Annotated in this window: 13 protein-coding genes, 1 pseudogene and 1 CRISPR repeat array; of the genes and pseudogenes, 8 read left to right on the top strand and 6 right to left on the bottom strand. The window is 56.1% G+C overall.

What is annotated here, in order from left to right; genetic code table 11:
* Positions 1-153: 153 nt before the first annotated feature.
* Together IQ241_RS06550 and pdxR are read right to left on the bottom strand one after the other, a co-directional pair.
* Complete coding sequence (locus IQ241_RS06550; RefSeq protein ID WP_193905620.1) at positions 154-600, bottom strand: Hsp20/alpha crystallin family protein; 447 nt, start codon at positions 598-600, stop codon at positions 154-156.
* A 128-nt stretch (positions 601-728) separates the two neighbouring features.
* Positions 729-2,234, bottom strand: a complete 1,506-nt coding sequence (gene pdxR / locus IQ241_RS06545; protein ID WP_193905619.1) for a MocR-like pyridoxine biosynthesis transcription factor PdxR — start codon at positions 2,232-2,234, stop codon at positions 729-731.
* Between the two features lie 194 nt (positions 2,235-2,428).
* On the opposite strand from pdxR, the gene IQ241_RS06540 reads away from it, so the two are divergent.
* Both IQ241_RS06540 and IQ241_RS06535 read left to right on the top strand, forming a co-directional pair.
* Positions 2,429-3,331: a DMT family transporter gene (locus tag IQ241_RS06540; protein WP_193905618.1), complete on the top strand. Its 903-nt coding sequence runs from the start codon at positions 2,429-2,431 to the stop codon at positions 3,329-3,331.
* 9 nt (positions 3,332-3,340) lie between these two features.
* Positions 3,341-4,531: an MFS transporter gene (locus IQ241_RS06535; protein ID WP_193905617.1), complete on the top strand. Its 1,191-nt coding sequence runs from the start codon at positions 3,341-3,343 to the stop codon at positions 4,529-4,531.
* Here the strand turns inward: IQ241_RS06535 and IQ241_RS06530 are convergent.
* Entirely contained in the window at positions 4,528-5,871 is a 1,344-nt protein-coding gene (locus IQ241_RS06530) for a leucyl aminopeptidase family protein (protein WP_193905616.1), read from the bottom strand. The genes IQ241_RS06535 and IQ241_RS06530 overlap by 4 nt on opposite strands.
* A 204-nt stretch (positions 5,872-6,075) precedes the next feature.
* Here IQ241_RS06530 and IQ241_RS06525 point away from each other — a divergent pair, with 204 nt between their 5' ends.
* Positions 6,076-7,602, top strand: coding sequence for a GAF domain-containing sensor histidine kinase (locus tag IQ241_RS06525; protein ID WP_193905615.1), 1,527 nt, complete (start codon positions 6,076-6,078; stop codon positions 7,600-7,602).
* A gap of 138 nt (positions 7,603-7,740) precedes the next feature.
* On the opposite strand, the gene clpS is transcribed toward IQ241_RS06525, so the two are convergent.
* On the bottom strand, positions 7,741-8,067 hold the full coding sequence (clpS, locus tag IQ241_RS06520) for an ATP-dependent Clp protease adapter ClpS (RefSeq protein ID WP_193905614.1): 327 nt from the start codon (positions 8,065-8,067) through the stop codon (positions 7,741-7,743).
* A 164-nt stretch (positions 8,068-8,231) separates the two neighbouring features.
* On the opposite strand from clpS, the gene IQ241_RS06515 reads away from it, so the two are divergent.
* Positions 8,232-9,449 (top strand): lipid-A-disaccharide synthase-related protein, encoded by a 1,218-nt coding sequence (locus tag IQ241_RS06515; protein WP_193905692.1) that lies wholly within the window; start codon positions 8,232-8,234, stop codon positions 9,447-9,449.
* Positions 9,446-11,170: an ABC transporter ATP-binding protein gene (locus IQ241_RS06510; protein ID WP_193905613.1), complete on the top strand. Its 1,725-nt coding sequence runs from the start codon at positions 9,446-9,448 to the stop codon at positions 11,168-11,170. The genes IQ241_RS06515 and IQ241_RS06510 overlap by 4 nt, the downstream gene beginning before the upstream one ends.
* Positions 11,171-11,308: 138 nt before the next feature.
* Here the strand turns inward: IQ241_RS06510 and IQ241_RS26395 are convergent.
* Positions 11,309-11,476, bottom strand: a pseudogene (locus IQ241_RS26395) (helix-turn-helix domain-containing transcriptional regulator); the annotation flags it as partial.
* Positions 11,477-11,639: 163 nt separating this feature from the next.
* Between IQ241_RS26395 and IQ241_RS06505 the strand changes: the two are divergent.
* From IQ241_RS06505 to IQ241_RS26390, 3 genes are read left to right on the top strand one after another with little or no spacing between them, the layout of a single operon-like run.
* Positions 11,640-12,140: a hypothetical protein gene (locus tag IQ241_RS06505; protein WP_193905612.1), complete on the top strand. Its 501-nt coding sequence runs from the start codon at positions 11,640-11,642 to the stop codon at positions 12,138-12,140.
* 12 nt (positions 12,141-12,152) lie between these two features.
* Positions 12,153-12,581 carry a hypothetical protein gene (locus IQ241_RS06500; RefSeq protein WP_193905611.1) on the top strand — a complete coding sequence of 143 codons (429 nt, stop codon included), beginning with the start codon at positions 12,153-12,155 and terminating at the stop codon, positions 12,579-12,581.
* A 23-nt stretch (positions 12,582-12,604) separates the two neighbouring features.
* Positions 12,605-13,057: an HNH endonuclease gene (locus IQ241_RS26390; RefSeq protein WP_193905610.1), complete on the top strand. Its 453-nt coding sequence runs from the start codon at positions 12,605-12,607 to the stop codon at positions 13,055-13,057.
* Between the two features lie 63 nt (positions 13,058-13,120).
* On the opposite strand, the gene pruA is transcribed toward IQ241_RS26390, so the two are convergent.
* Entirely contained in the window at positions 13,121-16,111 is a 2,991-nt protein-coding gene (gene pruA / locus IQ241_RS06490; protein WP_193905609.1) for an L-glutamate gamma-semialdehyde dehydrogenase, read from the bottom strand.
* Between the two features lie 338 nt (positions 16,112-16,449).
* A CRISPR array of direct repeats spans positions 16,450-18,217; the repeat unit is 37 nt; unit sequence GTTTCAATCCCTGAGAGGGGTTTGGGTTGGTTTCGGT.
* Between the last annotated feature and the right edge of the window lie 9 nt (positions 18,218-18,226).

The following is an 18,226-nucleotide window of genomic DNA, read 5'->3' as shown; positions in this document are numbered from 1 at the left end:
TCCTACCGCGCTACTGTTCGAATTCAATACTGGACTGGCTACTAAGTTTGGTGTTTGGAAGCAAAAGCATAAAAACAGAGTGGTTGCTATCAGCAACCACTCTGAAAGATGAGGCAAGTTTAGTCAGAGCTTGCGAAGGGCGTTCTCGCTCAGCTACTGGCCGATGTTAACTCTGACGACTTTGTTCTTTTCGTCTTCGGCTTTGGGTAGGTTGAGATTGAGCACGCCGTTCTTATAATCAGCAGACACGTTTTGGTGATTGATCCGGCCCGGCAGGGGAATCACCCGCTGGAATTTACCGTAGCGGAACTCCGTGCGGGTCATGCCTTTGTTCTCGGTCTTTTGCTCAGACTTGCGCTCACCGGTAATCGCAACAGCTTCGGCGGTGACATCGACGTTGATATCACCCGGCTCCATGCCTGGAACCTCTAGCTTCAGATGATAGGCATCCTCATTCTCTTCTAGTTCCGCCGCAGGCGAGAAGAGCGCGCCTACGCCATCGCGGCGGTCAGCAGGGGCGACCATATCGTCGAATAGGCGGTTCATTTGCCTTTGCAGATCTCCCATTTCCTGGAAGGGTTGCCAGCGTACAAGTGCCATAGTTTTAAGCTCCTCAAAACAGCGTTAATTAAATTCGGTGTTGCAGATATCCTTTGATATCCACAGTTCAACAATAGCGCTCTTGTTTGGTGAGCGACATTCCGGTTCAACAGAATTTTTGGCCGTATTTACCGAACTCGATATCGTTTCCGTTCTGAGTTTGAGGCGCGGTCCGGACGGAGGGCAGCAATCCGATGCTGCTGGAGCAAACGACCGAGAATAGCAATCCCTTTAACAATTTCTTCCGGCGGCAGCGAGAAATTTAGCCGCAGGGCTGGATAGCCTTGCTGTTTAGGAAAAAACGCTGAACCACAGGCAATTAGAACGCCCTGCTGCAGCGCGGCCTGGCTGATACGTTGGATCGGGAAGGGCTCGGGGAGATGCACCCATAGAAAGAAGCCGCCCTGGGGAATCGTCCAGGTGGTGCCGTCGGGAAAATGCTGGGATAGAGCTTGCAACATGCGATCGCGGTTTTGTCGATTCTGCATCCGCAGCCGATCCAGGTGACGGCGATAGTAGCCCGTGGCCAGATATTCGCTGACCACCGCCTGAGAAAGAGTAGCGACGTGAAAATCATGCAGCAGCATCTGCCGCAGCAGCCCCTGACGGTGGGCCTCTGGCGCAACCAGATAACCCACCCGCAGACCGGGCATCAGGGTTTTAGAAAACGTCCCGACATAGGTGACGCGGTCATGCGGGTCGAAGGCTTTGAGCGGCGGCGGCACCGGTTCAAAATGCAGCCCCTCGTAGGCGTTGTCTTCCAAAACGAGGCAGTCATAGCGATTGGCGATGGCGATCAGCTGCTGGCGGTGGTCTGAGGGAGTCGTAATGCCGGTCGGGTTATGCAGCGTGCTGATGGTATAAATTAGCCGGGGCCGATGGCTGTGGAGATACTGTTCTAGAAGCGTTAGATTGATCCCGTCGGCCTGCATGGGAATGCCAACGATACGGGCACCCAGGGTTTCTAGAAGCGCGATCGCGCCGTGATAGGTCGGCGATTCCACAATCACCCAGTCCCCCGGTTTGAGGTAGTACTGCATCGCCAGCGCTAGCCCCTGCTGGGAGCCATTGGTAATCAGCAGCTGCTCTGGGGCCACCGCCAGCCCCTGCTGCACCAGCAGTTGAGTAATCTGCTGTCGCAGAATCGGCTGTCCCTGGGGCAGGCCGTAGCGCAATAGCGTATCTTTGGACTGGCTGACGGCCCGTCTGGCCAGACGGGCAAAATCTTTTTGTTCACCCAGGTGGGGAAACCCAGAGCTAAAGTCAATCAGGTCGGGCCGGGCCTGAAGCTGCGACGAGGCGGTAAACTGCTCGCAAAAGCCGCTCTGCTGCGGTTCCTGAATAATCACCGTCTGGGCTGGGGCGAAAGCTGACGTAGCCGCCGGAACTTCAGCCGGTGGAACGCGCACAAAGTAACCCGAGCCGGGCTGAGCGTAGACCAGATCGTCTCCCTCCAGCATTCCATAGGCTTCGGTCACCGTCAGTGGGCTGACCCGAATTTCCCGGGCGAGTGCCCGAATGGAGGGTAGGCGGCTGCCCGGCTGAAGCGCACCGGACCGAATCAGGCGCTGGACGCGATCGCGAATTTGGAGATACAGCGGTCGAGCCGATTGACGATCGAGCAGAATTTTCACCGCAGCACCTCAGACAGCACTACCGCCAATGTAGACGATTCATGCAGCCTTGACCTATGGCAGTTTGAAACGATTTGACCATAGCAGTTGGCAATCTTAGCGACTGTCATGGTCAAAGTGTCCCGATCCGTATCTTCACGGGCCAGTCAACCATCGGCCAGAGTTAGGAGAACCCTGCAAGGATAGCCATTATCATGAGTTCCCTTCCTACCTCCAAGCCCAGCGAAACCCTGGGTCTGCTCTACGGCTTCATCGGCGTCGCTGGTTTTAGCCTGACGCTGCCCGCGACTCGGGCGGCGGTGGCTGACTTTGACCCTATTTTTGTCGGACTGGGACGCGGCGTAGTTGCAGCTATAGTGGCTGCGATCGCGCTCTATCTCACCCATCAGCCGCGACCGTCGCGTCAGCAAATTCGCAGTTTGCTGATCGTCGCTGTCGGAATTGTGCTGGGCTTTCCGCTGCTGACGGCCTGGGCGATGGAGCGGCTGCCCTCGGCTCACGGTGCGGTGGTACTGGGCCTGCTGCCGCTGGCAACCGCGATCGCGGGAGTGCTTCGGGCGGGTGACCGGCCTTCGTCAGGATTCTGGCTGGCCAGCCTAGTCGGCAGCCTGACCGTCGTCGGCTTTGGTCTTGCTTCCGGCGCGGGTCAGCTTCATCTAGCCGATTTAGCGCTGGTGGGGGCCGTTGTGGCGGCAGCGCTGGGCTATGCCGAAGGAGGCCGACTGGCACAAACGCTGGGCGGCTGGCAGGTGATCAGCTGGGCCTTGCTCCTGGGCGCGCCGTTTGAATTGCTGCCCTTCGCTCAGTCGATCGCAGCTCACGGGTTAGCAGCTTCCCCAACAGCCTGGCTCGGCTTTGCCTACGTCGGTTTGATCAGTCAGTTTCTGGCCTTCATCCCCTGGTACCATGGGCTAGCCCTGGGCGGCGTTGCTCGGGTTGGGCAGATGCAGCTGCTCCAGCCGTTTTTGACGATTTTGGCCGCCGCCCTACTGCTGGGTGAAACCATTACCCCAATCACCATTTTCGCGGCCTGTCTAGTCGTCGCCAGCGTTACCCTGGGGAAACGCGCCCCCGTCCAGCGGCGACTGCCCGAGTAGAGGATTTTAATGGCCACAAATCAGCCCTATCAGGCTAGCCTAGCAACGCTGATCGTCAATCAGGCCCTAGCGATGAGCGTTGTTGTCTTAGTCGTTAGCATGGGGGGAATTGTGGGGTACCGGCTTGCCCCCAGCCCAGCCCTGGCGACGCTGCCAATCAGCGCGCAGGTTTTGGGGACGTTTATGATGCTGTTTCCGGCCTCTTATTTGAGCAACGGATTAGGGCGGCGCAGGGGCTTTTTGATTGGGTCAGCCATTGGCGTGCTGGGCGGCCTGCTAGCTGTCTATGCGATTGTTCAGGCTAGCTTTTGGCTGTTCTGTCTGAGCACGCTGCTGCTGGGTTTTGAGAATGCCTTTGCCCAGTATTTTCGCTTTTCGGCCGTTGAGATTGCGCCGCCAGAGCGACAGTCCCAGGCCATCTCACTGGTGTTGGTCGGTGGAATTGTGGCGGCCTTTTTAGGCCCCGGCCTAGCCCGGCTGACTCGCGACTTCTGGGTCGTGGAGTTTAGCGCAGCGGGGGGCGCGATCGCGCTGCTCTGTCTGCTCCAGGGACTTCTCTTCTTCTGCTTTTATCGCGCCGATGCGGCTCCGGCTATTCCAGCGGTTGCCGCATCGGGCTTTTCAGGGTCGCTGCTGACCCGCATTCCTTTTTTGATGGCTGTTTTGTCTGGCGCGGTCGGCTATGGGACGATGACGCTAATTATGAACGCGGCTCCCCTAGCGATTGAGCAGGGGGCTGGCCTGCCTTTCGCGGCTGCTACGTCGGTGATTCAGTGGCATATTTTCGCCATGTACTTCCCGTCGTTTTTCACGGGGCGCATTATCAAAGCTGTGGGGACTGTCTCTGTCATGTTGGTCGGTCTGCTTTTCCTGTTTGCCTGCGGCTTCATCGCCCTGAGCGGTCAGAGCTATGCTTACTTTCTCAGCGCGCTGGTCTTACTCGGTCTCGGCTGGAATTTTGTCTACATCGGCGCCACCGACCTACTGACCAAAAGCGTGCCTGCCGACAAAAAATCCTTTGCTCAAGGATTGAATGATACGCTGATCTATCTCTGTAATACCCTGGGCTCGCTCAGCTCCGGCATTTTGTTTGCTCGTTTTGGCTGGCAGTCGCTGATTCTGCTGGTGCTCCCGATCCTATGCCTCAATTTTGGCCTACTGCTGATCTTTCGAGCCAAGCTGAGACCGCAGGCGGCTTAGGCGGCGACCCGATCTTTGATTAGGGCAAAGAGCGATCGCAGTCCCATGGCTTCGCCGCCCTCGGGCCGACCCGGCAGGTTGCGCGTGTTGTAAGCCATAAAGTCAACGTGAATCCAGGCAATATCGGGCTGGGTAAATTCCTGAAGGAACAACGCTGCGGTAATCGCGCCACCGTAGGATGAGTTAGAGATGTTGCTAATGTCGGCAATTTTGCTATCTAGCATGGCCCGGTAGGGGGAATGCAGCGGCAGCTGCCAGAGCGGATCGTCAACCGCTAGCCCAGCCTGCTGTAGGGCTTCGGCCATGGCCTGATCATTGCAGAAAAAGGCCGGTAGCTCTGCCCCCACAGCGACTCTGGCAGCACCGGTGAGCGTGGCGCAGTCAATCAGCAGCTGAGGCGTTTCGCTGCTCGCTTCCCAAAGCGCATCGGCCAGAACTAAGCGACCTTCAGCGTCGGTATTGCCCACTTCTACGGTGATACCCTTGCGCGAAGTCAGCACGTCGGAAGGGCGCATGGCGTTGCCGCCAATGCTGTTTTCCACCGCCGGCACCAGCACCCGCAGCCGGACGGCTAGGCCCTGCTGCATAATCAGGCTGGCCAGCCCCAGCACCTGAGCCGCGCCGCCCATATCTTTTTTCATCAGCTTCATGCCGCTGGCGGATTTGGCGTTGACGCCGCCGGTATCAAAGCAGACGCCCTTGCCCACCAAGGTGACTTTGGGGGCATCGGGGGCACCCCAGTGAATGTCAATCAGCCGCGGCGGCTGCTCATTTGCTTTGCCGACGGCGTAGATCATCGGGTACTGCTGCGCCAGCAGGTCTTCACCCGCAATCACCTGGCAGACTGCGCCGTGGGACAGGGCCAGCTGACAGGCCGCTGCTTCGAGCTGGCCAGGCCCCATATCGCTGGCCGGCGTATTGATTAAATCGCGTACCAGGAAGGTGGCCTGGGTCGCGGCGGCGATGTAGTCTTGGTCGGCCTGCTCGGGAAAAATCAGCTCGGGTAGCGGTTGAGAGTCGGCCTGCTTATACCGGTCGAAGCGGTACTGACCCAGCTGCCAGCCCAGGCATAGCCGCGTGGCAACGTCGGCAGAAAGCGAGTCAGCCAGCCTATAAGTTTGCGGCGGCAGACTTTGGGCTGCCCCACCCAGCGTCCAGATGTCCAGTGGCTCGGGCTTGCCAACCAGGACTTTCTCCAAACCGCCAGACCCATTAGGAATCAGGCAGTGGGTTCCTGCTTTACCGGTAAAGCCAGACATGTTTAGCCAGGTAGACTGGTCGTCATAATCTCTTTTGATTTGGGTTTCATCAACCAGGTAGAGAGGGATCGCGGCAGGCAAGGGTGAATCTCCCGAGGTGCAAAGGGGGCATCGTTAGTTTTAGCAAACTTTGCGAAAGCTTTACAGCCTGCTCGCAGGCAATCTCTGTTAAGACGCTTGAACTGGGTACTCTATTGCTAAATCAGCTGAGCCAGGGCCGAGTCAGATAATCGCCCCAACGTTCAACTGCCGTATCGTCAAACTCTCTACAGCCCTTCAACCCCAATGGTACAAGCCGCGTCGTTCCCGCTGCCTGATTCCTATCCAACGCCGCCCTCAGCCAGCGCAGAGCTACAACGCCAGCGGCTGATTACTCAAACCGTTGATAAAATCCGGCGTTCGCTAGATATCCCAACCATCTTTGAAACCACAACCCAAGAGGTGCGGCAGCTGATTGGGGCAGAGCGGGTCGTGATCTATCGGTTCAATAACGACTGGAGCGGCGAATTTGTCTTCGAGGCCGTGGCCGATGGCTGGAATTCACTGATGTATGAGCAAACCCAGCAGCCAGAGCTAAACGCCAATATCAGCGAATGTAGCCTCAAGTCGCTGGCGACCATGCCCGATACCGACACCTATTTGCAAGAGACCCAGGGCGGTCGCTTCAGCCGGGGCGAGCTGTTTCGGGTCTGCGATGATATTTACGCCGCGGGATTTAGCGATTGCTATATCAAGTCGCTAGAAAGCTACCGGGCCCAGGCCTATGCTATTTTTGCAATCTACTGCAATCAAAAGCTGTGGGGGCTGCTTGCCGCGTTCCAAAACTCTGGCCCGCGCCAGTGGCAGGCTGAAGAAATCGATCTGCTGACCCAGGTTGGCACCCAGCTCGGGATTGCGCTACAGCAGGCGGAATTGCTTCAGCAAACTCAGACCCAGGCAGCGAAGCTACAAACGGCGCTAAATGACCTGCGAAAAACTCAAAGCCAGCTGATCCACGGCGAGAAAATGGCCGGGCTGGGTCAGCTGGTGGCGGGGATTGCGCACGAAATCAACAATCCGGTGAGCTTTATTCGGGGCAACGTTCCCCATGCCCATGCGCAAATGCAGGATCTGATTGGCCTGATTCGGCTCTATCAGCAAAAGCTGCCCCAGGCTGATGCAGAGCTGCAGCAGTATATCGCTGACATTGAGTTGGATTATCTGGTGGACGACCTGCCCAGGCTGATGGCTTCGATGGAATCGGGTGCAGAGCGAATTCAGGCCATTGTCGAAAGCCTGCGAAACTTTTCGCGGCTGGATGAGGTTGGGGTGAAAACGGTAGACCTGCATGAGGGCATTGACAGTACGCTAATGATTTTGACCCATCGGCTCAATCGTCAGCCCCATCGGTCTGAAATTAAGGTGGTGAAGCAGTATGGCAAGCTACCAGCGGTAGGCTGCTACGTCGGTGAGCTCAACCAGGTATTTATGAACCTGCTGACCAATGCGATCGATGCCATTGATCAGAGGGCCGAGCCCGACCGCGCTCCCCAAATCCAGGTCCAGACTGAGCAGCTGGCCAATGGCGACATTCGGATTGCGATCGCGGATAGTGGCCCGGGCATCCCTGTGGAAATTCAGCCCCGCATCTTCGATCCGTTCTTTACCTCTAAGCCAGTGGGGCAAGGCACGGGGCTAGGACTCTCAATTAGCTATCAGATCATTACCGAACGGCACGGCGGCAGCCTCACCTGTCAATCTACTCCAGGCCAGGGCACAGAGTTTGTGATTCAGATTCCCCCCAGGCAGGCTTTTGGCAGCCCCGAGGGCTAATCCAAAGAAACCGCCGCGAGTTTTCACAGGACAGAAACTGTCAACGGACCTAAGGCTGAAACTGCCACAGCGTCGTATACCACGGGGTCAGGGTGCGATCGCCTAGCAGTATGGCTAGGTTTTTTCTCAGCAATATGGCTAGGCTTTTTCTAATGGGGCCATGGTCAGACCTGCCCGGGTCAGCTGGCTATGGTAAAGCTCGGCCTGCTCTAGCGGTCCCGTCCATACCACTGCCTGACCCTCGAAATGGATGCGATTTGTCAGGTCCCAGGCAACATCGCCGGTCATATTGGGGATGCACTTCATCAGCGTTTCGGCCACGTGCTGAAACGTATTGAAGTCGTCATTGAGCACAATAATTTTGTAGTTAGGATAGCGCTTCTTGACGACCTGCTGGTCGCGTTCCCGAGTCACGGTTGGAGCGGTAGAGATCGCCTGGGGAATGACTGAGGATGCAAAAATCATGACGGTAAAGAGGCTGCGGTCTAGAACGGCAACGTAAGCGTTAGATATGTAGCCTAGCAAATAAGCCTATGACAGATTTTACGATGGCCTTGGGCTATTTGCGAACCGAGCGGCTACAGCGCTATCGTATCGAAGCAGCCAAACCGTTCGCGCTGTCGTTCCCGATGTCTCAGCGAATTTTATTTATCAGTAACGGCCATGGGGAAGACAACCACTCTTCCCACATTATCCGCACGCTGCAAGACCTGCGCCCGTCCCTGGAAATTGCGGCGATGCCGATTGTCGGTCAGGGTCATGCCTATCGGCGGCTGGGGCTGCCGATTATCGGACCGACCCAAATCCTACCCTCGGGCGGGTTTACCTACATGGATCGCTGGCGGCTGCTGGATGACCTGCGGTCGGGGCTGCTGGGCCTGACCTGGCGGCAGCTACAGGCAGTGCGACGGTATGCGCCCAGCTGCGACCTGGTGGCGGCCACCGGAGATTTTGTCGGTCAGACCTTTGCCTACCTGAGCGATCGCCCTTTTGTCTCATTCATTTCGCCGCTGTCGGCGATGTACGAAGGCCAGCTCAAGCTGGGGCTAATTTTGCAGAATATTTTACGATCGCCCCGGTGCCGCGCGATCGCGACCCGTGACTCAGCCACCGCTATCGATTTGCAGCGACAGGGATTCACTAAAGCCCAGTTTGGCGGCATTCCTTCCCTAGATCGGCTCAAACCCACGGGTAAGGACCTTCAGCTGCGGCCCGAGCAGCCGATGGTGGCCCTGCTGCCGGGGTCGCGCCTGCCGGAGGCGGTGCGTAATTTTAAGCTCCAGCTGCGGCTGGTGATTGAAACGGCCAGGCTGAACCCGGCGATCCAGTACCGGGCGGCGCTGGTTCCGGCCCTGTACGCCCTACTGCCGGAGATTGCTCAGGCGGAAGGCTGGCGCTACGAGCATTCCTGGCTCAGCTATAACAGCCAGGGGACCCCGGTAGACATTCTCTGCCTGGACGATGCCTTTAGCGATATTGTCTGCCGGACGTCGTTGGTGATTGGCATGGCCGGTCTGGCCGTAGACCAGGCGGTGGCGATTGGCAAGCCGGTGATTCAGATTCCCGGCGAGGGGCCGCAGTTCACCTATGCCTTTGCCGAAGCCCAGACCCGGCTGCTGGGGCTGTCGGCCCAAACGGTGGGAACTCGCTCCGCCGATGCCGAAATTCTCTCAGCGGCGGCCCGCTGCCTAGTCAAAACGCTGGCGGATAAGGACTATCTAAGCGCTTGTGTGGAAAACGGCCAGCGTCGGTTTGGCCCGCTAGGCGCGTCTAGCCGTATTGCCCAGCTGATTTTGGCCCAGCTTGAGCTCGTCACAGCCGACTGCGGCGATATGACCGCCGTATGATTGCAGGTAGCTACCGGCAGCTTTGGCCCGATCTGCGATCGCAGTGGCCTAATTTCTTGCGTACCTTTGTCTGCGTGGTGGGCTATGTGGTCACCGTGCCGCTGCTGCCCTACCTGGCGGGTCAGGTGACAACCGCCATCAGCCAGGGCGACGTGCGCCAGACGGCCTACTGGATGGGGCTAGCGGTGCTGGTGTTTCTGATCCAAAATATCTTTCTCTACGGCGAAAAAGTCTGGGCCATCCGCGCTTCTCTATCCGTCGTGCTGCGCCTGCGCCAGCGAGTCTATGCGCACCTGCATCGGCTGGGAATCGACTATTTTGCCACTGCAAAGACGGGTGATTTAGCCTACCGGCTAACGGAGGATATCGACCGAATCGGCGAAGTCGTCAACAAGATGTCGCAGCAGTTTATCTCCTGCGTTTTACAGCTGATTGTCCTGACCGTTTACATTTTCTATCTCAACTGGCAGCTGACGCTGGCGGGCCTGATTATCGCACCGCTGATGGGCTGGTTAATTAGCCTGTTTGGCCAGAGGCTGCTGATGCTCTCACGCCGCAGTCAGAGCGAAATGTCGAGCCTGTCTGCGCTGATGACCGAGGTGTTTGGCAGCATTCGAGTGGTGCAGGCGTTCGCAGCCCAGGACTATGAGGTAGCCCGATTTAGCCAGGAGGCAGAGCAAAACCGCCGGGCCAGGTACCGAACTGAGCACCTGACGGCGATCCAGTATCCGGTGGTCGGCTTTTTGGAAGCGATCAGCATCATGCTGCTGTTTCTGCTGGGCGGCTGGCAAATTTCGCTGGGCAATTTGCAACCCCAGGCGCTGGTCAGCTTTTTGGTCGCAGTGGTATTGCTAATTCACCCAATTGACCTAATTGCCCAACACTACAATGCCTATAAGCAAACCGAAGCTTCAGTGGAACGGGTGTTTGAGCTGATGGCGATCGCGCCGACGCTGCACCAAAACGCCGATGCCATCACGCTCCCTCGGGTGACGGGCAAGGTGGAGTATCGCCATGTAGACTTTGCCTACGAGCCGGGCAAACCGGTCCTGCGAGATCTGTGCCTGCTGGTGGAACCGGGCCAGGTTGTAGCATTGGTCGGCCCGTCGGGCGCAGGTAAAACTACCATTGTCAATCTGCTGGCGCGCTTCTACGATCCGCAGGCGGGTCAGGTGCGGGTGGATGGTGTCGATCTGCGGCAGGTGACGGTCACCAGCCTGCGCCGCCAGATTGGCATTGTCCCCCAGGAAACCACGCTGTTTTCCGGTACCCTGGCCCAGAATATTGCCTATGGCCAGACGGAATTGGACTATGACGCGATCGCGGCTGCCGCCAAGATTGCCAATGCCCACGACTTCATCAGCCAGCTGTCTCAGGGCTACCACACCTGGGTCGGCGAACGCGGCGTCAACCTGTCGGGCGGCCAGCGGCAGAGAATCGCGATCGCCCGCGCCGTCCTGCTCAACCCCCGCATTCTGATCCTTGACGAAGCGACCTCAGCTCTCGACTCCGAGTCAGAAGCCCTGGTGCAGGAAGCCCTCGAACGGGTCATGCAAAACCGCACCGCCTTCGTCATCGCCCACCGCCTCAGCACCATCCGCCGGGCCAACCGGATTATTTTCCTGGAACAGGGCGAAATCCTAGAATCGGGCACCCACGATGAGCTGATTGCTCAGGCAGGTCGCTATGCCCAGTTCTATGCCCAACAGTTCAAATCGTGAATAGGACATTGATAGCTTTAGAGCAGTTGTTGCAGCCTATGAACACGCTCATGCTGTCGCCAAATGAATTGCCGCGATCGCTACTGTTCGAGCCTATGTTTTACTACTCAATCGTGTCGGCTGTAGGCAGTGAACTAATCACCTCATAAATGGTTCAAGCCGCTGTATTTCAGTAGCCTGTGACCGCAGACCCAATGCCTGTAGAACTCCTGAAATCGTGGCAATCTCTGAATTAACTTTGGATGACAGCGCTTTGTATAGGCGCTTACGCCCAAGTCTGGCTTTGCGAGAAATTTGCATTATTTCCTTAGAACAGGCGAACTTCTATATAACTGACTCGAAATTTTGAGGCCCAAAACACCTACATCAAAAATTTATACGGATGAAGACTTTTACGATGTGCAAGCATCGTCTGCACCATTTGGGAATACTGGGAACCTGGATCTAAGACTTGCAGAGGACAAGCCGAATGCCATCTAAGAGTGGGCTTCAAGCTACGCTAAAGGAAAAGTATGGAATTAATAAGAATATTACTCAGTCGCTTAGCTCAGATGACTGTGAAAACCTGCTGAATGTTTTAAGCGCTCAACCTAGCGCAGAAAGGGTAATCAGGTCCTTTATCGAGAAAAATATTGAACTCTCAGCGAATAATCGCTATTTTGGCCAGCTGCGGAGTCAGGCAGAGAAAAAAAATGAGCGGCTGCAAGTAGAAAATCAGGCCTTTAAAGCCGAAATTGATCAGCTAGCTACCGAAAATCAGGGTTTAGGCTCGGATCTGCAAACCCTAACGGCCCACAATGAAGAACTGATTAAAGCGAACGACCAGCTCAAAAAGGACAACAAAGAACTTAAAAATGTGGTTGACCAAATCCGCCTGCGGCTGGCCCAAGATACGAAAATGCTCCTGCAATATGAGGATAGTGAAATCCGTAAAGCGCTCATTCGCATGTTCCGCTGGACTTTGGGTTAGAGGATTGTCAATATGGTGAGCCAAAGGAATAAAAAACGTCTCTTTAGCGGCATGGGCTATCGCGAAGTACAGCGATCTAATTCCAACCGCAGAAGTAAGCTGCCCAAAAAAGAGCAGGAATGGCTCAAGGAAAGCGGCTACAGGAATGTGGGTTGGGATAATGTGATTGAGCTTTATCAGAAGATCAACGACTTGCTGTCCTCCTCTAATTCTGACGAGCCCAGCCTTGAGGACCTGTTTCTGCAGGCTGACCGAATTGGCAACAAGTATCAAACTTCTGAGGAAATAGATGCGTTTAATCGATCTCTCAGATCTGAGGTTGAAGAGATTTCTAATCAGATTGACAAGCAGTTTCCAGACTCAGATTCAGAATATGAGTTTGTTGACTATAGCAAGCAGCCTCGTAAGCCAGTAAAAGCTATGCGAAAAAGCAGCACCTAGCCCTTCGCGGTATTATCCTTGCCATGTCTGAAGCAGATAAGACACTCCAAAGCCTTTTCAAGCTGGCTGACAAGGTCGGCAAGAGACGCTACAGCAGATTAACTTTGCAGGATTTTCAAGAATATCGGAAATTTGACGTTTGGCGATACATTAACGGCAAGAGTGAATGCGGTATTACCGAGGAAAGCCGAGAATGGGTTAGAGACAACTCAGAAAGCCACTGTCCCATATGCGGAGAGCGATTTAGCCGCCACCACAAGAAAACTATCGACCACAAATTGCCTAGGGCTCAATATCCCTGGCTATCGTTAGATTTTAGAAATCTATGGGTGATTTGCTACCAGTGTAATCAAGAGAAAGGGGAGAGGCACTGGTACGAATATGAGCACTATATCTTTAATCAGTACCCAGATCGGTACGAGGATATTAGGTTTGCCCGCCCAAGACAGCTCCTTAGGAGCTTAAAAGCAGAGTAGTTCAGCGTGATCAACGCTTGACAAGTGGTGACCATAGCCACCCCCTGCCGTACTGTAAAGCGCCTAACTATCGACGCCTTCAATTGGGGCAAACCCCTGCCGCTGGACATTCTCAGTCACTGCGCGGGGTTCCAGGAACTGTTGCAGATAGTCGGGGCCGCCCGCTTTGGAGCCGACGCCGGAGAGTTTGAAGCCACCAAAGGGCTGGCGGGCGACGATTGCACCGGTGCAGCCCCGGTTGATATAGAGATTGCCGACCTCGAAGTCGGCCTGAGCCCGGTCGATATGGGACGGCGTGCGGGAGTAGAGGCCACCGGTCAGCGCATAGTCGGTGCCGTTGGCGATCGCGATTGCCTGGTCAAAGCTATCCGCTTTAATCACCGCAAGCACCGGGCCAAAAATCTCTTCCTGGGCGATCGTGGCATCTGGGGCCACGTCTACAAAGACGGTCGGCCCGACGAAATAGCCCTCCTCTGGGACGGGCTGGCTGACGGCGACGGTGGCTTCCTGACGGCCTTTCTCAATGTATTCGTAGATGCGATCGCGGGCTTTGCCATCGATCACCGGTCCCACCTTCACGCCCGAATCTTCGGCCAGACCCACGTTGAGCGATTTGGTCGCCTCGGTGAGTCGAGCAACAAAGTTGTCATAGACCTGATTCAGTACGATCACCCGCGAGCAGGCCGAGCATTTCTGGCCGCTGTAGCCAAAGGCCGACTGCACCACGCCTGCGACCGCCTGGTCCAGATCGGCGCTTTGATCGACAATAATCGCGTTCTTGCCGCCCATCTCTGCCACCACCCGCTTCAGGTGCTTTTGCCCTGGCTTCAGCTGGGCCGCGTCGGCATAGATTTGGCAGCCCACCTGACGCGAGCCGGTGAAGGCAATCATATGCACGTCGGGGTGCCCCACCAGATGCGCGCCTACGGTCGAGCCCTTGCCCGGCACGAACTGGAAGACGCCTTTAGGAATCCCGGCCTCCACTAGAATTTCAGCCAGCTTGGCGGCGATCACTGAAGACGTCTCAGCGGGCTTTAGCAGCGTACAGTTACCTGTCACCAGGGCCGCTACGGTCATGCCGGTCGCGATCGCCAGCGGGAAATTCCACGGCGAGATCACCACCACAATGCCGCGAGGAAAATAGCGGTAGCGATTATTTTCGCCGGAGATATCGTAGTTGACGCCCTGGTCGAGCCGCTCCATTTCGTTGGCATAGTAGCGGCAGAAGTCAATCGCCTCAGATACCTCGCCATCGGCTTCGCGCAGTACCTTGCCCACTTCCAGCACCATCCAAGCGCACAGCTCAGCCCGCCGTTCGGCCAGTAGGTCAGCAGCTCGGCGCAGGCAGGCGGCCCGCTCCGTGGCGGGGGTGCGCCGCCAGTTGGGGAAGGCTTCTCGGGCAGCCGCGATCGCCTGTTCGGCCTGCTCGACCGTAATCTGTCCTACCCGACCGACAATTTCTGACGGCTGGGCCGGATTCTCTGAATCGATTACCGTCTCTGTCTCAAGCGCTTCGCCCGCAATGATTGGCCAGTAGGTCTGGCCCAGCTGCTGCCGCACCGTCGCCATCGCTTTTTCTGCAGCCTGCCGCGCTGCGGCCTGGGCGTAGTCGCTGTCGGCGGCCTGGTCAAACTGGTTGGGCGTACCCAACGGTGGGGAAGGTTTCATATCGTCGGGGTCCATCTGCGGCGAGGCAATCAGTTCTGCGGTGGGGCGGTCTTCAAAATTTTGGCGAAGGAAGGAGGTATTGGCCGTATTCTCCAGCAGCCGTCGGATTAGGTAGGCCATGCCGGGAATCAGCTCGCCGTAGGGGCAGTAGACCCGCACCCGGTAGTCCTGCTTCACCAGGGCCGTGGCCAGCGGGTCGGCCATGCCGTAGAGCACCTGCAGTTCAATCCGGCGTTTGGGAATTTTCAGCGTTTCAGCGATCGCCATAGCGTGGGCCTGCGATCGCACATTGTGGCTGCCAATCGCGGCATAGAGCAGCTCGTGGTTTTCCAGCAGCCGCTCGGTCATCCGCTCAAAGTTGGCATCGGTGGATTCTTTTTCGCTGTAGACCGGCTGCGGCCAGTGGTTTTGAATGGCCTTAATCGTCTCCTGGTCCCAGTAAGCGCCCTTGATGAGCCGAACCGTGAGCGGCGTGCCGCGTTTTCTGGCCCAGTCAATCACGTCTTCTAAATCCTGATAGCTGTCGCGCAGGTAGGCCTGGAGGGTGATGCCGACGTCGTCGCGCTGGCGAAACTCCTCTTCCATCAGCAGTGACTTGAGGATGGACAGCGTAGTGTCTTTGTAGACATACTGCTCCATGTCGAAGTGGACTGCGACCCCGAGTTCGGCGGCCCGGCGCAGGAGGGTGCGGATGCGATCGCTGACCTGCTGCTGACTGCCTTCCGGATCAAGCGGATCAAACTGAGAATAGAAGGCGGTAAGCTTCACGGACACCTGTGCCTGGGGCAGCACCTGACCGTCTACGGCCTCAATTCCTTCCAGGGGCGACCACTTTTCGACCATCGTGGCGAGCCGCTCCATCATGTCCAGGTAGCGCTGTAGGTAGGCTTCGGCCTCGGTCTCGGTCATCACCGCTTCGCCCAGCAGGTCGATGGTGAAGGTCATCTTCTGCTTCCGCAGCTGGGTCAGGGTTTTGATCGCCTGCTCAATCGTTTCCCCAGCGATATACTTCTTCGCCAGGGTTTCCATCGCCGTATTTAGGGTCGAAGCCGCTAGCTGCCCCGGCATCGAGTCGGGCTGGGTAAAGTTGAGCAGGCTTTTGAGGGCGCTAGGCAGCTCGACCGTGGGATCGTCCAAATATTCCTGGAGGTGGCAGGCGACGTCGGCTTTGCTTTCGAGCGCGGGCATACAGTCAATCAGCCGAAATAGCTGTACCCGCAGCCCTGGGTTGGCCATCGCAAAGCCCAGCAGCTTGTCATCCCAGCGCATCTGGTCGCGCATTTGGGCCAGCCAGGAGCGATTATTGCGGGTCAGCCCTAGCAGCGTCTCAGCAATTTTCTGGGTCTTAGCTTCATAGTCGGTCGAGGGCTTTACTTGCACTACCATCTGTATCTCCTGAACCTATCCAGCGTTCCATGTCTAGCTATCTCTATTGTGTCATGCCAGCTAGAGCTAACCGCGCTAAGTCATGGTGTCACCATTTGCTTCAGTCTCTGAGGGGCTTTGGCCAGGTTGCGATCGCGCCTCCAACCTCAGCTATTCACCCTAACTGACATTAGCTGCCTCGCTCCTGATCGCGCCGCAAAATCTGGTTTATGATCGCCCGATTTTGGTCTTGGCCTGCCCGTAGTTCAAAGATTGTGTTTGGCTGAATTTGGTTGGGTCGATCGCTCACGATTGATGCTTTGATCAGCGAAGCAGTATTGTCCCCGAGTTCTAACAATAGTTCAATCCCTGAGAGGGGTTTGGGTTGGTTTCGGTCCCGGGGACAACTCTCCAGCTGTTCCCAATTCGACGTTTCAATCCCTGAGAGGGGTTTGGGTTGGTTTCGGTCCCCTCTGACAGGGCTAGCTTTTGCCAATGTTCTGTTTCAATCCCTGAGAGGGGTTTGGGTTGGTTTCGGTCTGAAGGTGAACGCCACTGTATGCTCTGTGTATCTGTTTCAATCCCTGAGAGGGGTTTGGGTTGGTTTCGGTGACAGCTCGTCGAACACCCCCTCCGCCCAGCTAATGTTTCAATCCCTGAGAGGGGTTTGGGTTGGTTTCGGTGGTGTCGAGTTCGACATACACCTGTTTTCTCATGTTTCAATCCCTGAGAGGGGTTTGGGTTGGTTTCGGTAGATCGCCCATCTCCCGTGCAAGGATGTCAACCAGTTTCAATCCCTGAGAGGGGTTTGGGTTGGTTTCGGTAAGCTGATATCCATACAGCCGTGCAGGAAGCATGTGTTTCAATCCCTGAGAGGGGTTTGGGTTGGTTTCGGTCGTGTAGCTAGCACCGCTGTCCACAGAGAAAAAGATGTTTCAATCCCTGAGAGGGGTTTGGGTTGGTTTCGGTGTAATCGCTAACCGTGGCGATAGAGCTACAATCATTGTTTCAATCCCTGAGAGGGGTTTGGGTTGGTTTCGGTCGGTAACCACAGGCGCGTCAATCCTGGGGAAGTAGAAGCTGTTTCAATCCCTGAGAGGGGTTTGGGTTGGTTTCGGTAGGCTAGCTGCAAAGCATGGCTATCGCTAGTTGCGGTTTCAATCCCTGAGAGGGGTTTGGGTTGGTTTCGGTCCGCTGTCTATCGTGTTCCCGAACAGCGTGCCACCTCGGTTTCAATCCCTGAGAGGGGTTTGGGTTGGTTTCGGTCTGCTCTTTCATCCCAGATGGAAGCGCTACTAGTCGTTTCAATCCCTGAGAGGGGTTTGGGTTGGTTTCGGTATTTTGGCGGCGCGATTGTACCTGGAACAGTGGTTGTTTCAATCCCTGAGAGGGGTTTGGGTTGGTTTCGGTAGCTCAATTATCGCTGTTAGAACAATCTCAACAATCGTTTCAATCCCTGAGAGGGGTTTGGGTTGGTTTCGGTGATATTCCTTGCTGGCTCCAGCCACCTACCTGGGGTTTCAATCCCTGAGAGGGGTTTGGGTTGGTTTCGGTCGGGTGGCGGTGGGGTTGATTGTTGAGATTGTTCTGTTTCAATCCCTGAGAGGGGTTTGGGTTGGTTTCGGTGCCCCTCCACCCTCGATTAGGTATCTCGATACCTGGTTTCAATCCCTGAGAGGGGTTTGGGTTGGTTTCGGTAGCAATAGCCGAAACTTTCTCTGTGTATTCGGCGTTGTTTCAATCCCTGAGAGGGGTTTGGGTTGGTTTCGGTGGTAGTTAATGCTAGCCATACTCTGTACCTGGAGGTTTCAATCCCTGAGAGGGGTTTGGGTTGGTTTCGGTAACCTTATCGTAAAGATGAACGGCTAACTTGTGTGTTTCAATCCCTGAGAGGGGTTTGGGTTGGTTTCGGTGTTGGATATTGGTTGTGGACTGGATAATCGCCATGTTTCAATCCCTGAGAGGGGTTTGGGTTGGTTTCGGTAGCTGAGGATTATCGATGCCATGGAACCCGTCCTTGTTTCAATCCCTGAGAGGGGTTTGGGTTGGTTTCGGTGCCGATGGACTATGGTTCATTTAGTCTAGAGATAGTTTCAATCCCTGAGAGGGGTTTGGGTTGGTTTCGGTGCTTGGGGG

The sequence above is a fragment of the Vasconcelosia minhoensis LEGE 07310 genome, assembly GCF_015207255.1.
Taxonomy (GTDB): Bacteria; Cyanobacteriota; Cyanobacteriia; order Phormidesmidales; family Phormidesmidaceae; genus Vasconcelosia; species Vasconcelosia minhoensis.
The sequence above is the reverse complement of the archived record's forward strand: the minus strand, read 5'-3'. Positions and strand labels throughout refer to the sequence as shown.

Coding starts and splice junctions, on each gene's coding strand:
- IQ241_RS06550 (WP_193905620.1), bottom strand. CDS start 600: ATGGCACTTGTACGCTGGCAACCCTTCCAGGAAATGGGAGATCTGCAA.
- IQ241_RS06540 (WP_193905618.1), top strand. CDS start 2,429: ATGAGTTCCCTTCCTACCTCCAAGCCCAGCGAAACCCTGGGTCTGCTC.
- IQ241_RS06535 (WP_193905617.1), top strand. CDS start 3,341: ATGGCCACAAATCAGCCCTATCAGGCTAGCCTAGCAACGCTGATCGTC.
- IQ241_RS06525 (WP_193905615.1), top strand. CDS start 6,076: ATGGTACAAGCCGCGTCGTTCCCGCTGCCTGATTCCTATCCAACGCCG.
- clpS (WP_193905614.1), bottom strand. CDS start 8,067: ATGATTTTTGCATCCTCAGTCATTCCCCAGGCGATCTCTACCGCTCCA.
- IQ241_RS06515 (WP_193905692.1), top strand. CDS start 8,232: ATGTCTCAGCGAATTTTATTTATCAGTAACGGCCATGGGGAAGACAAC.
- IQ241_RS06510 (WP_193905613.1), top strand. CDS start 9,446: ATGATTGCAGGTAGCTACCGGCAGCTTTGGCCCGATCTGCGATCGCAG.
- IQ241_RS06505 (WP_193905612.1), top strand. CDS start 11,640: ATGCCATCTAAGAGTGGGCTTCAAGCTACGCTAAAGGAAAAGTATGGA.
- IQ241_RS06500 (WP_193905611.1), top strand. CDS start 12,153: ATGGTGAGCCAAAGGAATAAAAAACGTCTCTTTAGCGGCATGGGCTAT.
- IQ241_RS26390 (WP_193905610.1), top strand. CDS start 12,605: ATGTCTGAAGCAGATAAGACACTCCAAAGCCTTTTCAAGCTGGCTGAC.
- pruA (WP_193905609.1), bottom strand. CDS start 16,111: ATGGTAGTGCAAGTAAAGCCCTCGACCGACTATGAAGCTAAGACCCAG.